The 22517-nt window shown below is 65.6% G+C and carries 15 protein-coding genes; 8 read left to right on the forward strand and 7 right to left on the reverse strand.

The window, feature by feature from the left end; all coding sequences use genetic code 11:
• Positions 1 to 11: 11 nt before the first annotated feature.
• The 4 genes from ACQP1G_RS12500 to ACQP1G_RS12515 all read right to left on the reverse strand — a co-directional run bounded on the left by ACQP1G_RS12500 (position 12) and on the right by ACQP1G_RS12515 (position 5502).
• A complete protein-coding gene (locus ACQP1G_RS12500) occupies positions 12 to 3032 on the reverse strand; it encodes a T3SS effector HopA1 family protein (RefSeq protein ID WP_433202564.1) in 3021 nt (1006 codons plus the stop codon).
• Positions 3029 to 3310 carry a hypothetical protein gene (locus ACQP1G_RS12505; RefSeq protein ID WP_433202567.1) on the reverse strand — a complete coding sequence of 94 codons (282 nt, stop codon included), beginning with the start codon at positions 3308 to 3310 and terminating at the stop codon, positions 3029 to 3031. The genes ACQP1G_RS12500 and ACQP1G_RS12505 overlap by 4 nt, the downstream gene beginning before the upstream one ends.
• Positions 3307 to 5001, reverse strand: a complete 1695-nt coding sequence (locus ACQP1G_RS12510) for a hypothetical protein (RefSeq protein ID WP_433202570.1) — start codon at positions 4999 to 5001, stop codon at positions 3307 to 3309. Before ACQP1G_RS12510 ends, ACQP1G_RS12505 begins: the two co-directional genes overlap by 4 nt.
• Positions 5002 to 5070: 69 nt before the next feature.
• Positions 5071 to 5502, reverse strand: coding sequence for a YbaB/EbfC family nucleoid-associated protein (locus tag ACQP1G_RS12515; RefSeq protein WP_433202573.1), 432 nt, complete (start codon positions 5500 to 5502; stop codon positions 5071 to 5073).
• 197 nt (positions 5503 to 5699) lie between these two features.
• Between ACQP1G_RS12515 and ACQP1G_RS12520 the strand changes: the two genes are divergently transcribed.
• Positions 5700 to 7613: a type VII secretion target gene (locus ACQP1G_RS12520; protein WP_433202576.1), complete on the forward strand. Its 1914-nt coding sequence runs from the start codon at positions 5700 to 5702 to the stop codon at positions 7611 to 7613.
• 72 nt (positions 7614 to 7685) lie between these two features.
• Here the strand turns inward: ACQP1G_RS12520 and ACQP1G_RS12525 are convergent, their stop codons facing one another.
• Both ACQP1G_RS12525 and ACQP1G_RS12530 read right to left on the reverse strand, forming a co-directional pair.
• Positions 7686 to 8687, reverse strand: a complete 1002-nt coding sequence (locus ACQP1G_RS12525) for a hypothetical protein (RefSeq protein WP_433202579.1) — start codon at positions 8685 to 8687, stop codon at positions 7686 to 7688.
• Between the two features lie 113 nt (positions 8688 to 8800).
• A complete protein-coding gene (locus ACQP1G_RS12530) occupies positions 8801 to 10096 on the reverse strand; it encodes an FAD-binding protein (RefSeq protein ID WP_433202582.1) in 1296 nt (431 codons plus the stop codon).
• Between the two features lie 65 nt (positions 10097 to 10161).
• Here ACQP1G_RS12530 and ACQP1G_RS12535 point away from each other — a divergent pair, with 65 nt between their 5' ends.
• The 3 genes from ACQP1G_RS12535 to ACQP1G_RS12545 are packed head-to-tail and all read left to right on the forward strand — an operon-like array spanning position 10162 to position 14715.
• On the forward strand, positions 10162 to 10545 hold the full coding sequence (locus ACQP1G_RS12535) for a hypothetical protein (RefSeq protein WP_433202585.1): 384 nt from the start codon (positions 10162 to 10164) through the stop codon (positions 10543 to 10545).
• Positions 10546 to 10579: 34 nt separating this feature from the next.
• On the forward strand, positions 10580 to 12562 hold the full coding sequence (locus ACQP1G_RS12540; RefSeq protein WP_433202588.1) for a type VII secretion target: 1983 nt from the start codon (positions 10580 to 10582) through the stop codon (positions 12560 to 12562).
• On the forward strand, positions 12562 to 14715 hold the full coding sequence (locus ACQP1G_RS12545) for a hypothetical protein (RefSeq protein ID WP_433202591.1): 2154 nt from the start codon (positions 12562 to 12564) through the stop codon (positions 14713 to 14715). The genes ACQP1G_RS12540 and ACQP1G_RS12545 overlap by 1 nt, the downstream gene beginning before the upstream one ends.
• Positions 14716 to 15111: 396 nt before the next feature.
• Here ACQP1G_RS12545 and ACQP1G_RS12550 read toward each other — a convergent pair whose 3' ends face one another.
• Positions 15112 to 16443: a hypothetical protein gene (locus ACQP1G_RS12550; RefSeq protein ID WP_433202594.1), complete on the reverse strand. Its 1332-nt coding sequence runs from the start codon at positions 16441 to 16443 to the stop codon at positions 15112 to 15114.
• Between the two features lie 193 nt (positions 16444 to 16636).
• Between ACQP1G_RS12550 and ACQP1G_RS12555 the strand changes: the two genes are divergently transcribed.
• The 4 genes from ACQP1G_RS12555 to eccB all read left to right on the forward strand — a co-directional run bounded on the left by ACQP1G_RS12555 (position 16637) and on the right by eccB (position 22469).
• Positions 16637 to 17593 (forward strand): C40 family peptidase, encoded by a 957-nt coding sequence (locus tag ACQP1G_RS12555; RefSeq protein WP_433202597.1) that lies wholly within the window; start codon positions 16637 to 16639, stop codon positions 17591 to 17593.
• Positions 17593 to 18777, forward strand: coding sequence for a hypothetical protein (locus ACQP1G_RS12560; protein WP_433202600.1), 1185 nt, complete (start codon positions 17593 to 17595; stop codon positions 18775 to 18777). Before ACQP1G_RS12555 ends, ACQP1G_RS12560 begins: the two co-directional genes overlap by 1 nt.
• Before the next feature lie 366 nt (positions 18778 to 19143).
• Positions 19144 to 20904 carry a type VII secretion AAA-ATPase EccA gene (gene eccA, locus ACQP1G_RS12565; RefSeq protein ID WP_433202603.1) on the forward strand — a complete coding sequence of 587 codons (1761 nt, stop codon included), beginning with the start codon at positions 19144 to 19146 and terminating at the stop codon, positions 20902 to 20904.
• Positions 20905 to 20909: 5 nt separating this feature from the next.
• The gene (gene eccB / locus ACQP1G_RS12570; protein ID WP_433202606.1) at positions 20910 to 22469 is read left to right on the forward strand and encodes a type VII secretion protein EccB; all 1560 of its coding nucleotides are present in this window, start codon (positions 20910 to 20912) and stop codon (positions 22467 to 22469) included.
• Positions 22470 to 22517 lie beyond the last annotated feature (48 nt).

Here is a 22517-nt window from a genome sequence, read left to right on the forward strand (position 1 = left end):
GGCAGTGTCGATCAGCGGGTGTAGTTCTCGTATGGACTGTCGGGGTTCACTCCGGCCTCCCGCAGGCGGGCCAGCACTGCTTCGCGGAATGCCGCGAAGTCGCCGCCACCGGCGCGGGTCGACTGGACTGCTTCGAAGATCGCTTTCGACCTGAGCTCGCCGAAGCTCGCACTATGGTCCGGCGTCGAGGCGCCGATTCCGACGCCCTCCATGACCTGGTGTGTCATGGCGGGTACATCCCACAGGAATGCATCGGGGTTTCGTCCCTGATAATCCTTCAGCCAGTCGGCGACGCGATAAGCGTCGGGCAACTCGTTCACATAGATGACCAGACCATCCGTGCTCAGTCGGTATGGGCCGCCGACCTTCGCCATGTAGATGCCAGGGAAGTCATCGGGCCGGTCGACTATCTCACGCACGATGCCATCCATCAAAGCCGGAGCCTCATCTGCCCGCGCATTTACATAAACACGATAGCTGACGGCGTCCGGATCGGCATCCGGCCGATGGTAACGGAGAAAATCGACATCCAATGGGTCGACACGTCCGGCGTTTTCCGGGGTGAGGACTATGTACTCTCGACCGCCTTGGATATGCGCTTTCTGGTTATCTCCTGTCCGCTGGCGGAGAATGTCTCCCATATCCTTTATAAAGCCTTGCCGATTGGACGGAATGTTGTATTCGGGGGTGGAACGGTAAAGGCGATAGATATCTTCCCAGTTGTGGATGTTCTCTTCGTTCCCTCGCACGCGGTAAAGGAATGACTCCAGGTTCTCGCGTGACAGCGTTGGTGGTTCCAGTCCGTGCAGCTGATATGAGAAGTCGCGAACCCTCATCAGCTCGTCGAATGACATGTCCGGCTGTACAGCTTCGAAGAACTCATCGAACGACATGTCGGGACGTAGAGCCTGATGTGCTTCGCCGAGGGTCATGTCCGATGGTGCTAGTCGGGCGAACTCGTCGAGCGTGAGATCGGGACGCAACGCTTGATGCAATTCCGCGAACGTCCCCGCTGGAGGAATGGCCTGATGCAATTCCTCCAGCGTGCGTGGGCGGTCGAATACTTCGGGGAATCTCTCCACCGCATAATCGAGTTGGGCCCTGTCCGGGTGCAAAGCAAACGGGGAATGGTTCTCCGGATCGTACAAAGGGGCCGCGGTTTCTTCGGTGTCCGGTCGCGTATTCGGCGGCGGCTCGGCCGGATCCGCTTCGCGTGGTGCGTGCGCGGCTGGCGGAGCAGCTTCTTCGTCGGGTGTACGCGGGGGCCAGACCTGTTTGTCGCCCCCTGCAGGCGCGGTCTCTCCTGTGTGTGGTCGCGCCGCCGGCTGTGGCGCGGCCGGTTCCTTTTCGCCTTGCGGGCGGTCGGGTGGTGGGGTGCCTTCTTCCGGCTGCTGAGGCTGTCGAGGTGGGAGATCCCTGTCATTGTCTGTACGCGGGACCGCCGGTTCGTCCGGTCCGTCGGTGTGCGGGGGGCGAGTGGGCGTTGCGGGCTCATCGGTCGCAGGTTTGGCGGGCTTACCGCCGGTCGGACCGCCGGAACCGGGATCGGTGCCGCCGGAGTGCGGCCCGGTGGTGCCTGGGGGTGGTGTGGTGTCCGGGGGCGGGCCGAAGGTGCCCGGTGGTGGTGTGACCCTGCCGCCTGGTGGTGTGGTGCCGCCGGTTGGTGGTGTGGTGCCGCCGGTTGGTGGTGTGGTGCCGCCGGTTGGTGGTGTGGTGCCGCCGGTTGGTGGTGTGGTGCCGCCGGTTGGTGGTGTGGTGCCGCCGGTCGGTGGTGTGGTGCCGCCGGTTGGTGGTGTGGTCCGGGGGACATAGCCATCCGGTGGGACGTCGCCATCTGGTGGTGTTGCTGGACGGGGGTGTGGCGGTGTCGCTGGGGGCGTGGTGCGGGGGGCGTAGCCGTCCCGTGGGACGTCGCCATCTGGTGGTGTTGCTGGACGGGGGTGTGGCGGTGTCGCTGGGGGCGTGGTGCGGGGGGCGTAGCCATCCCGTGGGACGTCGCCATCCCGAAGTGCGCTGGTTGGCGTGGTGGAGGTGTTGGAGTTCGAGGTGTCGGTCTTGGCTTTGACTCGCATCCCGGGTGGCAGGGGGCGGGTGAAGATGGTCGCTGAGCCGACGAAGCCGCCGACGAAGCCTTGGATCACGCTGGTTCGCAGTTCCTCGGCGTTCGGGATATGCCCGGTGACGACGATCCCCGCGCCCGCACCGCTGATCGCGCCCGCGACGCCGCCGGCCCCGCCGATCAGCACGCCCGCCGTGACGTGCGCGCCGTAGCGGACGATATTCGATTCCGATTTCCCGGCGACCTTGCCGAAGAACTTGTTGATCCCGGGCGCGAAGCGCGAGGCGAAGCGCGCTCCGATGCCGCCGCCGACACCACCGATGATCGCGGCGTCTTGGACCATGTTCCAATCCATCTTGTCGCGGTGATGCAATACCCCCTTCTGGTAGTACTGGGCGCCGGCATTGACCGCCGCTGCGGTACCTCCACCGAGCGCGAACCCGATGGCCGTGGCCTTGGCCAGCGGCAAACCCTTGCGTTTGGTGGCGCAGTCCAGGCCGACCTTTTTGATCTTGCCGTAGTACCGGCGAGCGCTCGCGGTCCAGGACGCCTCGGCCGCCGCCCGGTCCTCGGCGGCCTTCACGACGCCCGGTGCGGACATCAGCGCATCCACCGCCAGCTGCGTCAGCAGCACGATTCCGGTTCCGATCACCTGCAGCTTGGTGAATTCGCAGTCGTTGGCCTTCTGGTAGCACTGCTCGGCCATGGAGTTGCAGTACTCGGCCTGGTTGCGCAGATCGTCGCCGAGCTGCACATTCCTGGTCGCCTTCGTATCGGCGCTGTAGCCGTGGAGGGCAGCCTTTTCCGTTGTGCACACCGCATCGTGCCGTTTGCCGAGCTGGTGGCAGCTGTCGCCGGTTGCCTTCCAGCAGTCTCCTTCGCGGCGCACCGCGTCTTCATCGCAATCCGGCCAGTACCCCGCCACGGCCTCGACCAGCCACTTGGGAAATGCCGCCGGCAGCGTGATTGTCACAGCGACGCATCCGGTACGGCGGCCTGTTCCTCGGACGGTCCCGGAACCTCGGTAACGATGTCGGCGACAACCGACTCCGTGACGAATGCCCGGCGTGCCGTCGCGATCATGTCGTCAGTGATGTCCGGATGGGCAAAGGCAATGGTGATCAGTGCCGAGTCGGTGTCCGGTCCCAATCCCACGTGCATACGCATCGGCCGACCGCCGACTGCCGCGGACAGTTCGCCCTCGAAGGTGCTGTGCCGCACTTCGGCGGTGTGTCCACCGCCGAAGCTCACGGTGTCGCCGTCTTCCGTGCGGTGTCGACCAGCAAGCGGTGCAACACCTTTGCGGGCGCCGCTGCCTCGGAACCGTTGATCTGGACCTCGGCGAACGCGTCCGCCACCGCCATCCCGGGGTCGAAGCGGCCGTTGTGGAATCCGTAGCCACTCAGCTGGGCGCGCCATTGCTCGTAATCCGAACTCGACGCGATGTCGGCGTTCTCGCGCGGTGCGGTGCCTCGGGTGCGCGTGAACTCGGCGAGCAGCGCGTCCTGAGCCGCCTGTCTGGCACGGAAGCTACCGGCGACATCGAGCGCGTGTCCGAGTTCGCGGACCATTGTCGAATACACCGGCCGCCGGTCCGACCCGCGCGCGAGTTTTCCGGAATGCGTTGCGGTGCGGATGTATTCGGCGAAAACCCCGGGATTACGGGCGACCACGGTGTCGAGCACGATGCGACGGGTGAACGGCTCCGGCCCGGTGGCCCCCGCGACCCAGTCCCATTCCAGACGGGTGGCCGAGTCGGCGGAGTCGGCGATCGCAATCTGGCGCAGATCGACATATGGGTACTGGGTGAACACGTCGTCCAGTGCCGCCGCGATCTCCCGGATCGTGTATCCGTCGACGGTCGGATCGTCGAAGCCGACGAGTTCGAGATCATGTCGATCGGCCAATTTCCGTGCCAGCAATGCGTTTTCACCGAGGGCCGCACCATCGGCCGCCCACGGATGGCGCGCGGCGGATTTCGACTCGGCGCCGAAGGCTTTGCCCGCCGCCTTCGGTGCCGGACGGGCGTGCTGCTGCTGGTGCTGGTCGGGCAGGTGCGGTGCCGCCATCCGCGGCGGCATACCGGACGACGGTGCCGATACCCGCGGCGTGGCATTACCGGGTGCCGATGTCTGCGCGGGTCCGGCGGCCGCTGCCTTCGGCGCCGGGGTATCCGGTGTGGAACCTGTACCGGACGTACCTCGCGACCACGGTGTATTCGGCTGCTTGTGATCGGCGGCTGGAGCATCAGCGGCTGGTCGGACAGCGGCTGGTGGCGCTGAATCATCGGTGGTGCTCGCCGATTCCGGTCGGGAATCGGATGTGTCGGGCGAATTCGGTGAGCCAGCACCATCACCGAACGGACTGTTCAGCCCTGGCATGCCGATTCCGTTTCGGCCGCCAAGGGTTGGCGGTGTGGTGGATGTGGGGGCCGGCTGTGCGCTACTCGGGGAATCGGGTGTCGCGGTCGACGTCGGCGTAGACCGATCGCCGGTTGCGGGGCCCGATTCGGTCGGCGATTGCGTGGCGTCGGGTGTGGTGTTCGTTGCCGCTGGAGTCTGCCAACCCTGCCCGTATTGCTCGGTCGGCGCGGTCGAACCGATGTTCTGGTTGTTGGGTGGTGACTGCTCCCCGCTGTCGTTGATCAAGTTGGCGGATTCGCGGTCCTGGCGGTCGAAGCTGTCGACGAGGTCGCTGACGATCTTGCCCTCCTCGCGCAGGCTCGCCACCGTTTTCGCCAGGCCCGCGATTCCTTTGTCCCTATCCGGCACATAGGTCTCAGCGAACGCCTGGCCCGGAGTGTCCTTGCCCCAGGGTTCGCCTTCGCGCTCCAGCGCGGCCTTCAGTTGATCGAGCACGCGCTGCGCGTCGGCGCCGATGTCCTCGAATTCCGGCACCAGTGCACGAAGTCGCTCCTCATCGACTTCCAACGACTGCGCCACACGGACTCCTCAGGCCTGCTGCGCTCAATTCTCACGCGCCCCACCCAAGCTTCCCAGGGGTGGGAGTATTCAGCCGGCGCGCGGACCGTCGCTCTCGGCGGATTCGCGGGCATCGCGCCAGCTCGGTGCCTCGGGTACCAGATCGGGCAGATCGGGCATGAGCGCGGCGGTATCGACGATCGGTGCGATCAGTGCGTCATGCTGCGAGCGCGCCGACCGCGCCGCCGCCTGCGCGGCCTCGACAATCGCCCGCCCGACATTTTCAGGCTTCGCGCGCATCGCCTGTGCGGTCAACTGAACGTCGGTGACCACCCCGGCGCCGTCCACGGTCACTTCGACCAACTGATCGGATGAACTGGCCCGTGCGCGCAGCGCGTCCAGTTGCTGCTGGATCTCGGCGAGCTGGACCTGCTGTTTCTCGTAGACGTTCATGATGTAGTCGATCTGATTGCGCATACCGTTGTTCGCCGACCGCAGGCCATCGAGTTCCCATTGATCCATTGCCGGCTCCCAGTTGTTCGTCGCGGTCCTAGGCGCGGGCGCGGCACCTGTTCGGCGGGATTCGTCCGCGCCACCCTCCGCTGATTATGGATCGACCGCGTCCGACTTCCCGCAGGTGGGAGTGCATTCGAGAATCCCCATCAATGGGAAGGATCGACAATGTTGAGAACAGCGGTGGGAAAGGGTCTGATCGAACAATGCCGGATACCAGCATGAATATCGATCCCGAGGTGCTACGCCAGCTGGCGCTTCAGCACGAGCAGGTCGGGCGCGATACTCTTGCCTGGTCCGAGCCGCCGCACGCATGGCTGGACAGCTTTCAGTCCACCTACGGCACCATCGCCGATCCCGTTCGCCAAGCGCTCGTGAAGTACTACGGTGCCCGCGAGCGCGCCGGTAAGGCGCTCGCGCAGGAGCATTTCAACACCGCGAAGTCACTTCGGGATTCTGCGGATTCGTATGAAAACGCCGACCACGACATGGCGTCGAACATTCGAAACATCGGACAGGATCTCGGGGGCCCGCACAGCGGGCCGACGTCCAACGGCATGGACCCGAATACTCAGCACACCCCGCCGCCCGGCGGCCCCGGTGGCGGGCCCGGCGGCGGACCCGGCGGACCAGGAGGTGGACCGGGCGGAGGGCCTACGTCGACCGATACCCCGATGGCGCCCGCGGCATCGAACGGTTCGACACCGACCAGCGCAGCACCGGGCGGACCCGGCGGCCCATCCGGTTCGCCGGGCGCGGTTTCGCACCCGGATCAGACGACGACGACCGGAACTTCTGGCGTGACAGCCGGGACCACACCATCGCCGGCATCGGGCGGGCCGCTCGGCTCCGGACCGGGCGCGGGGCCGGTGTACACCGGTTCGGCGGACGATCGCGGTTCGGGTCAGCCGCCGACCGGGGCCACCGCGGCCGCCAATGGCATCCCGATGCCGGTGCCGGTGGGCACACCGTTCGCGTCCGCCGTCGCGGCCGCGAAGGATAAGGAAGCCGAACCGGCCTACGTGGTCGGCAATGCGGTCAACGACGATCTCGTACTGGCCAAGACCCTGCTCAGTAGTGTGCTCGCGGCCGTCGACTCGCCGGTGGGCATGGCCTGGGCGGTCGCGGTGATGCGCGGTCCGGCCGGCGCCGGGGTATTCATCACCTCGAACGAGGGCCGCGGCTGGCTACCCGCCAGGCTCTTCCTGCCACGCGAAGTCTCGACGCCTTGGCTGTGGGATGAAGTGCTCGGCCCGGATAGCGCCACCTCGTCCTGGGAAAGTGTGTCGGACCCGGCCCGGGTACTGGTCGAGTTCGGTCTGGCCTGGGGGCCGAAGGCGAACGCGAGCATATCGGCGCTGGTCTCCTCCGGCCCGATCGATCCCGGTCTGCGGACGCAGTTGAGCGAAGTGGCGATGGAAGGACTCGTCGGCCCGACCTACGATGTCGACTTGCGCGAGTTCACTCCGGATACGGCGGACCGGCTCGGTCTGGTCGGTTCCCCGACCGCGCTGCAATCGGTTGCGACCGTGTCGGATCAGCAGGTCCGCGAGCGTTGTGTCCAATTGGCGACGGACGCGCACACCCGGGTCGGCCGGTCGGTGGCCGCCAGCGCGGACGCCGCCGGGGCGCGACAACTACGCGAGCGGATTCTCGCGACGCTGACCGCGGGGCAGACAGTATCCCGGCAGATATGGGATGAACTGCGCGACGCCGACGATCTGCTGGCCGCATCGATGCTGTCGCGCCGGGTCGATGTGGGCCGAGTCGGACTCGGCGACTTGCGGGTCGACACCGAATCTTCCGGTTTGCGCGACATGATCTTCGAGCGCCGGTGCAACGAGTTGGTGTTGTTGCTGGCCGAAGAGTCGGAGCGGCAGAACCTGCGCGACGCGATCTACGCCCACGAGCAGATCGTGGAACATCCGCAGTTCGTGGAGGTTCCCGCGGCGGTCTCGGTTGGCGAGGACGAGCGGGTCTCCCGTCCGGCGGGTGCGTCGGTCAGTGGCCCTACGGTCAGCGCTCCTGCAGTGAGTGCTCCGGTCACGGCTGGGCCGCCGGTTGGCGCCGTGGTCGCGCCGACATCACCACCGCCCGTCGTGGCGCCGGATCGGCCCTGAGACGGCAGGACGGTGACTGCCGCCGAAGTTCGACGGCGGCAGTCGTGCCCTGGCCGGCCGGCCATTCGAGTACTACTCGGTACTCCAGGTGGGCGTGCCGTAGACCTTGAGTTTGTCTATGCCCTTATCAGAGAAGCCCATTCCGACGAATGAGTAACGCAGTGTCGCCCCGCACGACTCCGCTGCCTGGGCGAGGGCATCGACGGCATGGGTAGTGCCGTGGTGCCGGGACGCGAGTTCGCGTACAAGCACGGTCAGGTCGTTTTGCCTTGCACCCACGTCGAGTCCGAAGACAGGCGCGCCGGAACCGAGGGCGTAGGAGACGAAGAAGTTGTATTGGTGGAGCTCGGCCGCATCGGCGCCACACCGAACGAGCTCACTCAGCACTTCCCACGCCGGATCGCCGAAGTAGCGGACCAGCTTCATCGGCACGGCGACGTCGTCGTACCGGGCCCTCAGGTAGAGCTTGTGGATCACTTCGCCGTGCGCGTCCACCTCGATCGTGGCAATGGCAGGCCTGATGAGCTTCTCCTCGTCGGGTACGGACGCGAATTCCGCGAAACCCGGCCATGCACTACACAACCGGCGCAGTGCCCCCGACACGTTCAGGCCGCAATACATCTTGAGGCGGTCCGCATGATGCGGCGCTGCGGTGTCATGCGCGACTCCTATCCACGTGGCGCTGTGCGCCGGAACTTTCGTGGGATCGGGATACAACGTCGCGACGAATGACTGAAACAAGTCGACGACCGTCTCATCTCCCTGCGGCAACCATCCGACAAGATCCCGGATCGCGGCGAGTTGAGCGTCGGCGCGAGAGCCGATTTCCATGTTCTGCGTCGCGGTCTCGGTGGTATAGCGCAGGACAGGCGTGAGCTTGCCGCGGCCACCGGTCACACTGACTTCGAACGGAATACCGGACCTGGTCAGCAGGCTCGCTCGGCGTCCATCCGGCCGTCGCGCATCCAGCTGTCCACCGCAGGCGCGTTCCATCACGGCGCGGACGGTCGCTGGATCACAACGCAGCGTCAACCGCTCAGCGAGGTCGACCAGGAATTCGCCGGCAGCCCCCATATCCACAATCGCTCCTATTCCGGTTGATCCTCATCCTTCGCAAATGTGACGTTTGTCTGCGTCGGCGCCGTCGTGGCGGTTCAGCACGCCGGCGGCCCCGACGTGACCAGGGATCAGGTAGGCAGAGCGGCCCGCACGAGTGGGAGGTGGGCGTTGATGTTTTCCAGTCGGTACGCGGCGCGCAGTTGTGCAAGCTGATCCAGGTTGTTTCCGTAGAGTCGCTCGGCCAGCGCGCGGTCCAGGTTGTTGACGCCGTACAGATATGGACGCCCACCCAGCTCGCAACAGCGTTCCAATAGGTCGCGAAACACGCGCCGGGTGGCGGTTGTGGCTGTCAGATCGCGGTGGACCGAGGTATACACGCCCACTCCGATCGAGATGGGGGCATTGCCGACCGGGGTGAATGCGAATGAGGTTGTGTCGGGCGGGCGGCGCACGATCAGGATGTACAACATCGTGAGAACACCGTTCAGCGGAGCGCGGTGCCGTAGCGTCTCGACGGCCGCAAGCATCGGTGCGAACTGTCCGGCGGGCACGATGTAATCGGTCCAAAGACGCACGTGACCATTAGATGGGGCGACCGGCCGTGCGGTATCGGGGTGGCTCTCGAACGGCAGATCGGGAACAATCGCGCAGTTCTCATCGCCGCATCGCCGCGAACCGTTGCCGCGCCAGCCTGTGGTGGAGAAGATCTTGCCGCGGCGCATGGACGCGCAGTAGATGTCCGCATCGTCACGCTGTGCGATCTGTTCGGTGTGCTCGACGAGTTCGGTTGGTGTGGCATGGTATCGGCGGTGCACGTGTGTGTCGCGGCAGTACGGCACGGTGCGAAGCACCACCCGTTCGATCAGTCCAACTGTGCCGAGCCCGCCGAGTGCGAACCGGAACAGCTCCGAATGGTCGGTACGCGAGCACCAGCGGCTGGTTCCCGTTCCGTCGATCAGCTGGATCCGCTCCACGTGGTCTACCTGCATGCCATACCGCACCGAGTTGATCCCGATGCCGCCGACCGACAGGGTGCCGCCCACCGATGCATGCAGGTAGTCGGTGAGCACAGGGACGGCCCTGCCGTGGCGGTTCAGATATCGTTCCAAGCCGTACCAGCTAATCCCGGCAGGCACCTCGATCAGGCCGTCGTGGAGTTCGCGTATTTGCGCGGCCGTCGTGTCCGGCGCGTAGGTGACGAGCAGTTCACCGTCGGTGACGGTCTGTCCGTCACAGGAATGACCCGCACCGCGCAGCGTCATCGGACGACCGGAGCCGAGCAGTGCGGAGGGAAATGCGGAGGGCATTCGGTGCACGGTCCGGGGGACGGCGTGCCGTAGACCGCCGAAGTCGGTGGCGAACTCGTCGATGGTGGACCTCGCGGGGAACTCAGGGTCTCGCCGTCGGGAGACCGGCTCGAACACGAGTATTGTTCCTTCCCAGTGTTGGGAACTCTGTGCGGCGAACCCTGGCGCATCCTGGAAGATCTATGAGAGAACTCCACCCCGACGTTCGCGCCGGACTGAGCCTGGCCCGTGAGCTGCGCAACCGCATCGCCGACATGCGTGAACGTGCCGACGTGATCGTGGCGCGTCGCCCGTCTCCAAGCGGCTTGGTCATTCCTGAAGTCGACATGAGGGGGCGGCTGCGGGACCTGTATCTGGCGCCGGGAACTTGCGCCCGGTTCGGCAATGAGCAACTGGCCGCCGAAATCGTGGCCGCCATTGCCGAGAGTGCCGAGGACGCGCGGCGGCAGTACCACATCGCCATGAACGACCCTGAAAACCTGCCTCGTCCATTCTCGGAGATCATGCGGGAATGGCGCGCCGGATCGGATGGCCAGCCCCCCAATTTTGGGAAGCCGGAACAATGAATCCGAGTTAGCTGGCGGGAGGAATCAACCGAGCATGCCCGAAAGATTGGTTGTCGAGCCGGACGAGCTGCGCCGAATCGCCGAGCAGCACGCAGTGGCAGCGGCAAAACTCCGGGAGTGGGGTGTGATCCCACATTCTTGGCTCGACGAATTCCCGCATACGTACGGTTCGATTGCTGATCCGATGCATGGGGCGCTAGTCGACTACTACAACAAGCGCCACGACCGTGCCGAACGACTCGCAATCAACCACGAGCAGACTCGGGACCAATTGCTCGCAGCGGCCAAGGCACTCGAAGATCACGATGAGGCCGGTGGACGTCAGGTCGCTCAGGCGGGCGGTCACGACCACGGAGCCCCTTCGGGCAGTCATAACCACGGAGCCCCTTCGGGCGGTCATAACCACAGCGCACCGACGGCCCCGCCGGTGCACACCGGGCCGGATGCACCGATGGCTGACAGCACTCAACCAGCGCAGCCGCCCGTAACCGCACCTCCCACCTCTAGCCTGCCGGACGGGACGGCACGCTCCGAGCAGGCACCCCAGTCGCCTGCGGCATCGGCGCCACAGACCTACGCCACCTTGCCAACCGGAGCCATCACACCGATCGCGGCCACGGCGCCCTCGGTCGGCGCATCGGAGTACAGCGCGACCGACATGTCGGTACCCGCGGTGGGTGATGCTAGCGGCGGGGCGGGCACGGCCGGTGGATCGAGCCTGGTCGGCGGAATGCCCACACCACTGGCGACGGACGCGTACCCCGCTCCGGTTGCCCCTGTTGGGCCGGGCACTGCTGCCCGGGTACCCACCTCACTGGCGGTGGGCCCGTTCGCGGCAGCGGTCCACCCGACGCGGGACAGGCGAGCGTTACCGTCGTTCGTGGTAGGTGAGCGCGTTGAAGACGACCTGGTGCTCGCCCGCACCCTGCTCGCCGCGACCCTCGCCGCCGTACGCGATTCGGCGCGCGGTACGGAATGGGCGGTGGCGGTAGGGCGAGCCTCTGCCGGACCCATCGTTTTGCTGACCTCCACCGAGGGGCGTGGCTGGCTGCCTGCCGGACTGTTCCTGCCGTTGGAGGTCACCCTCCCATGGCGGTGGAACTTCACCTTGGGTACTGCGGGGCGGGAGGCCATCGCGGCATTGGAGGGAACCACCGACCCGGCTCGAATGCTCGCCGAGTTCGGCTACCTGACGGCCCGCCGCAGAGATGTCTGGATCAGTGCCCTGGTGTCCTCCGCAGCAATTCCCGACGGCGTGCGCACAGCGATCGGCGGCGATGCCGCCATCGAGGAGTGGGTCTCTCCCGCCGAGTCCGCCGTCGACTTCACCGCGCCCGGTCCCGGCTTGGTCGACCGGCTCGCGTTGGCCGGCTCGGACGAGTTGCTGCGCCAAGCGGCGACGGTGCCCGAAACGGAAATTCGGGCCAAGTGCCTCGAGATGGCGCGAGCCGCGGATGCGCGGGTCCGCGCCGCGGTCTCTGGCGTCGACGGGGAGACCGTAACCCGGCGCGCCAGGCGACGACAGATCCTCGATGCACTGCACGCCGGTCAGCCCGTCCCGGTGAGTTGGTGGGACCAGATGCGTGCCGCCGATGACATGACAGCGTCGGCGCTGTGGTCGCGGCGGGCGGACGTGTCCTTCGTTCCGATCGGCGGAGTTCGCCCGGGCGTATCCACGGAAGCCTTGCGCGGCATGGTTTTCGAACGCCGTGCCGACGAACTGCTGCTCTTGCTCGCCGCGGGGGAACCCGACCGGCAGACTCTGCGCGACGTGCTCTACACCTACGGGCAGATAGCTGAGCACCCACTGTTGCCTGAGGCAGCGCGGATAGCGGCCGCGGAGACGGCCGGTGTGGGTACGGCGATTCTGGACGTCGAGTTTGCCCATGGTGTCAGGACCGGTGTTCATGGCGTCAGTGTCGGTTCCAGCCGCCTCAGCGGGGCTCCCCCGGCCATCGCCGAGTCGCTGAAAGGTCCGGCGGGTTCCGAGGGTTCCAGCGAGCGGAGGAGAGGCTAATGGGTGACAGCGTAGATGACGTCGTCAATCAGATAAAAAAGGACTATAACGCCGATGGGAGTATGACTGGGCCCTTGGGCTGGGAGGATGACGTCGGTTTCCAGGGCGACCAAGCAAAAAACTCCCTGGAGAAGCTGGATAAGCTGGCCAAATCGAATCCAGACGACCTCAAGAAGGCCTTCGATCAACTCAATAACTACACACAGGAAGATACCTGGTATAACACCGCCGACCCCTTAGAAAAACAGCTCGCAGGAGCTGCTGACGATGACCTGAAGAAGAAGTACCCGGAGCTCATCAAAGCACTCGAAGACGGTAATCCGGATCCTTACATCCAGAAATTAAAGGATGGTAAAAAGGTAACCGATTCGGATTTCGAGAAGTACGGGGATAAGCTCGACGATAAGACCTTCGACTCCGAGACGAAACCTCCGAAACATGCGTATCCCGTCAAACTGTGGCGGCCGAAGGGCCGCAGTGCGTCACTGGATAGCTTGATCAGCGACACCGAGTTCGCTATGCAGTGGGATCTCGACACGCTCGGTGTCGGTAATCCGAAAGAAAACCCTGGATTCACCCGGGTGCTCGACGGTGACCAGATCGAGAGCGCGAGCGGCTGGGGGAAGATTCAGGACGCGGCCGGTGAACTGAAGGGGCAGCTGGATAAGAGGAAGAAAGATTACACCGATAAACATAAAGATGTTTCGGACCTCACATACAACTCCAAAATAACCGGCGACAAGATCTTCAAAGCCCTGACGGGGCTGGTGGAAGAACTCAACGATCGCCTCAAATATAACCCTGAGGGCGATACTTTTAAGACCAGGCTGGATGGCAACACGATCTACGGTGGGCACTATGGTGGTGGTCCCATCAACGATATGGCGATCCCCTTCTACGAAAAGAACACGAAAGAAGGGTCTGACGGTTTCGGCAAGTTTTTCCTGACCCCGCAAGCGGAAATGCAGTACTACGTCACGCCAATCCACACGGTAAAGGAAGAATGGGATAAGAAATACGCGGAAGCGACCAAGAGGTTCCAGTGGCAGGCCGACAAGGTCGACGACCCCACGCCTGATCCCGACCCCAAGCCCAAGCCCAAGCCCGAGCCCGAGCCGACTCCCACCCCCACACCGACTCCTACCCCCACACCGACTCCTACCCCGACCCCCACTCCCGACCAAACCGACTACAAGGATCAATTCGGCGATTTGCTCGGCGACGGCACCCCGTCGACTACCACCGATGGCACCACGACCGACGGCACCACCACAACCGATGCCACCGGCTCGAACAGCAGCATCATGTCCGCGATCAATTCCGCGATCAGTGCGCTCGAGAACAGCAAGTCGGGAACCAACGCGACTCAGGCCGGGTACAACACGGGCAGCAGCGGGGGTTCGTCGGGGTCCGGCGGTATGGATATGAGCTCGATGATGCTGCCGATGATGATGTCGCAGATGATGCAGCAGATGATGGGGAACAACGGCCAGGACGAGCAGAAGCAGCGCGAGGAAGAGGACCGTCGCGAGGAGCGGCGTCGGCGGCGCAGGGAGGAAGAGCGGCAGGCTGCGGCGCAGGCACAGGCGCAGGCACAGCCGGCCGTCGCGACGAACGCGCCGACCAATGTGGTCCAGGCGGATGCCAGCGCGACACCGCCGCCGGTGGGCGCCGGTGGGCGGTCGATGGTCGATATGAAGCTGCCCGACGGCACGACACAGAAGGTGTCCTCGTCGGTCGCGCAGGCCGTGAACAAGGAGCTCAACAATCCGAATGGCAGCGATGCCAGGGCGGCCTACGCGGGCACGCTCGGACAGCCTTCGGCGGGCAGTCCGTGGGCCTCGGTCGACAGTGCGCACTTGCAGACCGGTGACGTGGTGCAGTGGGCGAACCGGAGTGCCATTGTCGTGGTGGAGCCCTCGGGACTGGAGGTCATCATCAACGGCCAGCTCGTACCGCTGGACCCCAACAACCCACCCGACGGCGGCACCGGCGGTTACGGCGATTTCCAGGGGTTCTTCCACCCGAGCGGCTCGGATCTGGACAACTCCGCACAGCAGCAGCAGGCGCCAGCGCCGAGCGCGCCCGGGGTCACCGCGGCGCCGACGGCGCCGACAGCCCCGCCTGCAGTTCCCGCGCCGACAACGATCTGACATGGCAGCGTGGTCCTCCTGATTTCCAGGAGGACCACGGTCGCCCAGGATGCAAGTGGGCCGGTGGGGCGCGCTCTTCGCCGCACCGGCGCCCCTCGCCGCCGAAGCGGTAGTGCCGCAACGCAAAAGGTCGTGTCGGTAATCGCAGACGGGCCGCCCGGTCAGGAACCGCTCTCGCCTCGGGCTATTCCTGCGCGCCGATTCGCGCGCCGCGCAGGTCCCGCGGGTTGCGTGCGCGGCATGACAAATAAATGCGGGGCGCAGTTCTGCGTCGCAGCTACCTATCCGGACGAGGCACTTATGCACCGGTCGATTTCCGCTCGCGCCACAACGATTAAGCCAGGGTAGCGACTCGGCCGCCGAGATCGTATCGTCGCCGGGTGCAGGAATCAGCGATTATGCCTGCACCACAGGCGAATCCACGGTGACCTCGTCGTCGGGATCGCTCTCGTGTGTTTCGTCGGTATCGGTATCGGTCGGAGTCGTTCCGGTCCGTTTCACCGCACGTCGGACATTGGCGCGAGCCGACACCGGGGACATATTCGCCACCGGTGTGGCCGATGCGGGCGCACTCGCGCTGGCCGTAGCAGCCGGTGCCGCTGCGGCGGGTTGGCCTGCAGGGGGTGCCGCAGGGGCGGGACTGCCCGGCGCGGCGCCGGGCGCCGCAGCCTGCGGCTGGCCCTCGCCGGTCTGTGCGCCGTCCGCGTCTTTGTCCTTGTCCTTGTCTTTGTCCTGCGGCTTCAGCAACTGCGGCAACTGCGCCACCAATGGCATTGCCATCATGGGCAGCATTCCTAGCATCGACACCAATTGTCCGAGTCCACCGTCGCCGGAACCACCGCCCGAACTGCCCGATCCGGACTGGCCGCTGCTGCCGGATCCGCTGCTGCCGGAGCCGTTGTTACCATCTCCGGCCATATCGCTATTGAGCTGGTAGACCGCCTCGACCTTCTCGTAGACGAGGTCGATCGCCTCGGCGACCAGTTTCATGAGAGCCACCTCTTGAGCGGGTTTGATCTTTCCGCTTCCGGCGGCCTTGAGCTTCGTCTGAAGTTCGGCGACGATCTCTTTGATCGCGCGCAACGTCTCATCACTGCCCGCGGCGACCACGATCGATGTTTTCATGACCTTGGTGTCATAGGTCAGCAGCGCGGTCTGCCGGGTCTGGACCTTCGCCAGAGCTTCCTGGTACTGCTTCTTCATCAGGCTGTCGCCGATGCTCTCGTAGATCACCGGTCGCAGCAGATCATCGACCTTGGGCGGCAGGTCGGGGGTACCCCGGCCCAGCAGATCGACGGCGGTTTGGATGGCCTCTTCGGCCATGGCGATGAATGCCTTCAAACCCGCCGACGCGCCTGGGGGCGGTGTCAGTTTTACCGTCCAGTAGTGGCCGGTCTTGGCCTTGCTCGACGTGGTGGTCGCGGTGGTATCGGTGGCGCCGGGCGGTTTGCCGAACAGTGCGGTGGCCGGAGCGGCACCGGGGGCGCCCGGGGGTTGGCCCGAACCGTTACCGGGAGGCTGGCCGGACGGATCACCAGGCGGCGGACCGCCCGGCTGAGTGGACCCGTCAACGGCTGGTTGGCTTCCCGGGGCGCCGGGCGGTGGACCGGATGGAGCACCAGGCGGCGGACCGAACGGAGTGCCGGGCACTGCGGAATTGCCAGCGGTGGGGGAGCCGAAGAGCGTTTGCCAGGTATCGGCTGCGGTACCCGCCAGTTCTGCCGCCATATCGTCGCCACCGCCTCCCAGAAGTTGTTCCCATTGTCGTGTCTTCCCGCCGCTGGGAAGATGAATCATTCGCGCGATTGCCTCATAGTCGTTGTCACCCCCCGAGATCCGGGGCGACCGGTGCCAACCGGCGAACCATTTGGCGAGCTGTTCCGGAGAGGCGGTCGGTGATGAGCGAGAGCGAGTCGGTCGAATGTCGCCGGCATTGACGGGGGACCTCCAGGAGGTCCTGCGCGCCCTGCTCGGGCTCTACGGCAACGGGCAACCCGAGCCGGGCACCACGGGGAGCGTTGTCCGATCGGTCACCAACGATATGAGTGCGCACGCCGGATCGGGTGTCGTCAACTACACCGATGCGCGCGGCATCCAATCGACGATCGCGGAATCGCATGCGGGCAAAGACGGTGTCGTGCACAAGACCGTCGGCGAGGCCGGAGACGGGACTGTCGTCGGACGGAATCGGCTGAACAATCAGATCGCAGACCTGCAATCGCGCATCCAGGCGATCGCATCGGTCGGTGATACCCGGTTCAGCGGACCGGCCCTGCTCGAAGCGGCACATACGACCATCGCCAAAGCGGCCAAACAGGTCGATACCGATGTCGCGGCGGCGCGTCAGCGGGCAGCGCAGATCATACCGCCCGGCATGCCCCAACTGTCCCGGCGGAAGGCCGGCAGTTCGACACCGCGTCGTCGTCGGCGGGCTCGTTCGCGATCGGCGGTGTTGTCGAACGGCCGGCGCGGCCGACCTCGGGTGCCATCGGATGGAACCGCGGGCAGCAAGGCCGTCGGCGCGGCCAGCGAATGGCTCGGCACCCCCTACATCTGGGGCGGCGGTGGCGCCGGTGGACCGAGCGGCGGTGGTTTCGACTGCTCCGGTCTGACCCAGTACGCGATCGCGCAGGCCTCCGATGGCCATGTGGTGCTGCCGCGGACGACCTACGAGCAGATCTACAGCGGAGTTCGGGTTTCTGCGGCGGATGTGCGACCCGGCGACCTGGTATTTCCCGCGAGCTCGTTCAGTGCGCGGGGGCCGGAGCATGTCCAGCTGGCCGCGGGCAACGGCATGGTCATCGAGGCGCCGTATTCCGGTTCGACGGTGAAATGGTCGCGCATGTCCGGTGACGCCGTTGTGGTGCGGGTGTTGTAGTGGCGGTGGAGATTCCGCCGGAGATCGCGGATTTCCTCGACTGCTGTGGGGTTCGATACCCGGATATCGACGAGGGCGATGTGCGTGGGCTCGCGGTCAAGGTGCGCACCTTCGCCGCGAATACTCGCGGGCCCGGTGTCGACGAGAGCGCGGATGCGCTCGCCGCGTACGAGCGCCTGGTCGCGACGTGGGCCGGTTCCGATGGCGACCGTCAGGCCGAATTCGATCGGGTCTGTGCCATCATCGCGAAGGCACTGGATGCGGTGGCCTACGTGATCACCGTGACAAAGGCGGTGGTCCTGACCGAACTCGCCGCGCTGGCAACGACTTACGCGGCCATGACGGCCACACCCGGGGCGCGGATCGCCGGACCGCTCGTCGCTTCGGCGGCGCGTCGACTGTGCACGCAGATGGAGCTGGCTCTGATCGGCTATCTCGTCATCGAGGTGATCGGCAGGGCCGTCGAGCCGCTCGGACGAGGTGGCGACACGTTGTTCTCCGGTGCGACGTCGGTGAGCAAATCGTCCGCCGAACGGGGTGACCGACCGCGAATTCCTGGCGTGCCCCTTGCCGAACCGCGGACGCCTGACGTGGCGCCTGCTGAGACGCGGTCGCCTGACGAGGCGCCTGCTGAGACGCGGTCGCCTGACGAGACGCGGTCGCCTGACGAGACGCGGACGTATGACGTGGCGCCTGCCGAGACGCGGACGCCTGACGAGGCGCCGGTGTCTGATGTGGCGCCTGCCGAGACGCGGACACCTGCCGAGACGCGGTCGCCTGACGAGATGCGGATGTCTGACGTGATGCGGATGCCTGACGTGACGCCTGCCGAACCGCGGACGTCTGGCGCGGCCTCAGTCGAGGGCACGTCAGCGACCGGCTCGGACGTTGTCCGAGGCGGTCGAGTCGGCCCCCGCATGCAACCGCCGGTCGGACCGAGCCGTTCGCGCGGCTTCGTAACACCGTGGGCGCATGCGGTGCAGGCCTCGGCGCAGCGCGCGGCCTTCTCGAAAGCAGTGCCCCCCAAGGCCTTTCAATCGCTGGATCGGCGTGCGACGACAGCTCGCAAGCCGCGGGAGACGCCGTGGTCGAAACTCGCTCGGCAATCGGAGGCGACATCGGGAGAGTTGGCGGCGGCCGCCACCGTACCCACGATCCGGCGCCGCGAAGATGGCGGCCGATGAACAGGCCGCGAAGCATGGGGGCGGCGGCCGATGGTGTGTGGGGTACCGATCGGCCGCCGCGCGACAGATCGCCGGGGTTTTGGGGTGACGATCCGCCGCTTGCCAGGCGATGGCCAGCTGCCGGATCACGGCCACCGACCACCACTGGAGGGGGCTGGGTCTTCGGGATGAGGGACCGTCGACCCACCTTCAATATACCGCTAAATAACGGTACATTCAACATCGAGCCGATAAATAATGTGTACATAGATCCGGTCGTCAGGTAACGATGCCGCCTTCCCAGTATTGGGAATGGTTCGGCGGTCGTAACCTGGGCTGAAATGGCTATCTTCGGTTCACGAGGATCGTCGGAAGGGAAGTCCCGAGTTGTCTGCGGCCGAGGACGCGTTCTACACAGGTGTGCAAAGTCTGGCGCTGGTCGCCGGGGGCGTGCGAAATGAACAGCAGGCGGCGGCTGCCTTCCGCGCCGCCACGGACCTGGATCCGGATATGTGCGATGCCTGGTTGGGCCGCGCCATGGCCGGTGAGGTCACCTCCGAGGTGATCTACGGTGCGTACCGATCGGTGCACAATCTGTACCGGGATCAGCAACGTGCCGGTCTTGTCGACCGTGCGCTGTGGTGTCAGGTCGAGATCGGCGTCTTCGGACTGCGCGTGGCCATGGCGGATCGTGACCAGATCTCCATCGCCCAGGCGTGCTCGTATGCCGACGGCAGCGAATGGCAGGAGGCCACGGCGATTCTCGCCGAGGTGCCGCGCGACGATGTCGCCGATTTCGTGCGGATGTCGCTGTTCTTCCGTACCAGGCAGTGGCTCGATGTGCTGTCCGCTCGCAATGCCAAGCCCGCGCTGGAGGATGGGCTGTTGGATATCGCGGCCGAGCTGATGACGGCACAGGCGCTGGCGCATCTCGGTCGGTTGGGCGAGGCCCTACCGCGCGCGCAGCGCATCGTCGAGGACAGTCAGTCCGGCAGTCTGTCCTACATCTGGGCGGACGCGCATTACCTGCTCGGCATGCTGCTGCGTCACGATGGCGATCACGATGCGGCCGACAAGATCCTCAAGGGGCTGCAGGGTTCCGCGCTGTGGCCGGACCGCCCCGAATGGCAACGTGCGGTGCGGGACAAGTCCTATCGACTCGAGATCACCACCGCCGAGGTCATCGCTTCGCGTACCAATCAATGGGATCCGAAGTCCGGTGACGACCCGACCGAAGTCGCCGCATCCGCCGCCCGGCTCGCACGCGAGTCGCAGCTGGAGGAGGCCTCCGAGCTGCTGCGGGCCCAGATCGGCATGGACTCGGTCAAGGAGCAGGTCGACCGGCTCAAGTCGGGTGTGCTGATGGATCAGGTACGGGCCAAACGCGGGCTGGCCGTGGATTCCCGATCGCAGCATCTGATCTTCTCCGGCCCACCCGGTACCGGTAAGACGACCATCGCCCGCGTTATCGCCAAAATCTTCGCCGGACTCGGCGTTGTCGAAAACGCCGAAGTCATCGAGGTGTCGCGCAACGATATGGTCGGCACCCACCTCGGCCACACCGCGCCGAAGACGAATGCGCTGATCGACTCCGCACTCGGTGGCGTGCTGTTCATCGATGAGGCGTACACCCTGATCCAGGAGGGACTGTCCGGCGGTGACGCATTCGGCAAGGAAGCCGTCGACACCCTGCTGGCCCGCATGGAGAACGACCGCGACAAATTGGTGGTGATCATCGCGGGGTACGAGGACCAGATCGACCGGTTCCTGGCCTCCAACGATGGTCTGGCCTCGCGCTTCACCAAGCGCATCCGCTTCTCCAGTTATGATGCCGACGAACTGGTGCGGATTGCCGATCATATTGCGCACAAGAAGGATTCGATCCTGTCCGGCGAGGCCAAAGACGCGCTGCGGGTGCGGTGCGAGCAGCTGGCGGGGCAGACCAAGAACGGTCGGCGGCTCATCGATCTGGCGGGCAATGGTCGTTTCGTCCGCAATGTGGTCGAGGCCGCCGAGGCCGAGCGGGACTACCGCTTCACCAGGGACAATGCGGATGTGCTTTCGATGACCAATGAGGAGTTGATGACCATCGACTCCTCGGACATCACCTCCGCACTAGCGGGCTTGGCGCCGGCCGCGACCGGCTGATCCGCATGGCGCGCTTCCGGGTGGTGACCAAGCACCAGATATCGGGCTGGCGGTTTCTGCTGCGCCGGATCGAGCATGCGCTGGTCCGTCGGGACGCCTCGATGATCGATGATCCGCAGCGTGGTCGCTCCACCGCACTGTCGATCGGTATCGCGTTGGCCTGCATGGTGATCGCCGGTGCGGCTCTAATGGCATTCTTCAAACCCGCCAAGAAGGTGGGGGACTCGAAGATCGTCGCGGAGAAGGACACCGGCGCGCTGTACGTGCGCGTCGGCGGTCGGATGCATCCGGCGCTGAATCTGACCTCGGCGCGACTCATCGCCGGTTCACCGGACAATCCGGTACCGGTCTCGCGTGATGAGTTGGCCAAGTATCCGCGCGGGCCGTGGGTCGGTATTCCGGGCGCGCCCGGGGTGATCGCGGACAACGGCGACCGAAACTCGTCATGGACGGTGTGCGATACCGCGAAGGTCGGGGCGGCGGCACCGGTCAATCCGCAGACCGGATTGCCGACTGTGGCTTTGTCGCCGGTGGTGACCACCGCCATCGGCGGTCCGCTGACCGTTGACGGCGATGCGATGCGCGGGCTGGCCGCCGATGAGGCGCGACTGCTGCGCGATGACACCACCACCTGGCTGGTGTACTCCGATCCGCAACAGGGCACTGTCCGGGCGTCCATCGATCTGAGCAATTCGGCGGTGATTCTGGCCTTGGGCATCGACCCGACCTCGACCGTGGTCTCGGTCTCCAAGGGCTTCATCTCCGCCATCCCCGAGGTGCCGCCGCTGCGCGTGCCCGATGTGCCCGGCGCGGGGAGTACCGTGACGTTTTCCTCGGGTCTGAGCGTGCCGGTCGGTTCGGTGCTCACGGTATCGGCGCCGGATCGCGGCGCATTCTATTATCTGGTGTCGGAATCCGGTGTGGTGCAGATCAATTCGGTGCTCGCGTCGATCGTGCGCAACGCCGATTCGCACGGTTCGGTATCGACGAGGACGGTCGGGCCGGATGTCATCGCGGCGAATCTGCGGCCCGGTGCGTGGCCGGGGACCGCCGCCTACCCGGCTCGACCTGTGCGTGTCATCGATCCGATGCGCTTGGGGGTGACCTGCTATCACTGGTCGCGCGCGGGCACCGATCCGAATGCCTCGACCGAATTGCTGGTGGGACGGCAACTGCCGTTGAAGGTGGACGAACAGAACCGAACGGTCGGCCTGGTGACGGCCACCGGATCGCGCGGTACTACCGCCGACGCCGCGTATTTGCCACGCACCACCGGCCGCTTCGTCCAGGTGACCGGGGCGGATCCGGGATCGCCGCGGCGGGAGTCGCTTTTCTGGATCTCCGACAGCGGTGTTCGCTACGGCGTCAATGCCGTGGTGGAGTCCAACACCAATCCGGATTCGACGTTGACGTCGCTGGGACTGCGGACCCCGGTGCCCGCACCGTGGTCGATCGTGTCGCTGTTCGCGGTCGGACCGACCCTGTCACAGAAGGACGCCCGGCTCCAGCATGACGGCATCCCGACGAATAAGGCCGTCATCGGCCTTCCGGGTGGTACCTCGTGACCGAGCGCAGCGAGGGAACCATTGACACAGCACCCTCGGTCGCAGCGG

Source organism: Nocardia sp. CA-107356 (assembly GCF_050946365.1).
GTDB lineage: Bacteria > Actinomycetota > Actinomycetes > Mycobacteriales > Mycobacteriaceae > Nocardia.

Coding starts and splice junctions, on each gene's coding strand:
- ACQP1G_RS12515 (WP_433202573.1), bottom strand. CDS start 5,502: ATGGATCAATGGGAACTCGATGGCCTGCGGTCGGCGAACAACGGTATG.
- ACQP1G_RS12520 (WP_433202576.1), top strand. CDS start 5,700: ATGCCGGATACCAGCATGAATATCGATCCCGAGGTGCTACGCCAGCTG.
- ACQP1G_RS12525 (WP_433202579.1), bottom strand. CDS start 8,687: ATGGGGGCTGCCGGCGAATTCCTGGTCGACCTCGCTGAGCGGTTGACG.
- ACQP1G_RS12535 (WP_433202585.1), top strand. CDS start 10,162: ATGAGAGAACTCCACCCCGACGTTCGCGCCGGACTGAGCCTGGCCCGT.
- ACQP1G_RS12540 (WP_433202588.1), top strand. CDS start 10,580: ATGCCCGAAAGATTGGTTGTCGAGCCGGACGAGCTGCGCCGAATCGCC.
- ACQP1G_RS12545 (WP_433202591.1), top strand. CDS start 12,562: ATGGGTGACAGCGTAGATGACGTCGTCAATCAGATAAAAAAGGACTAT.
- ACQP1G_RS12550 (WP_433202594.1), bottom strand. CDS start 16,443: ATGGCGGCAGAACTGGCGGGTACCGCAGCCGATACCTGGCAAACGCTC.
- ACQP1G_RS12555 (WP_433202597.1), top strand. CDS start 16,637: ATGTCGCCGGCATTGACGGGGGACCTCCAGGAGGTCCTGCGCGCCCTG.
- eccB (WP_433202606.1), top strand. CDS start 20,910: ATGGCGCGCTTCCGGGTGGTGACCAAGCACCAGATATCGGGCTGGCGG.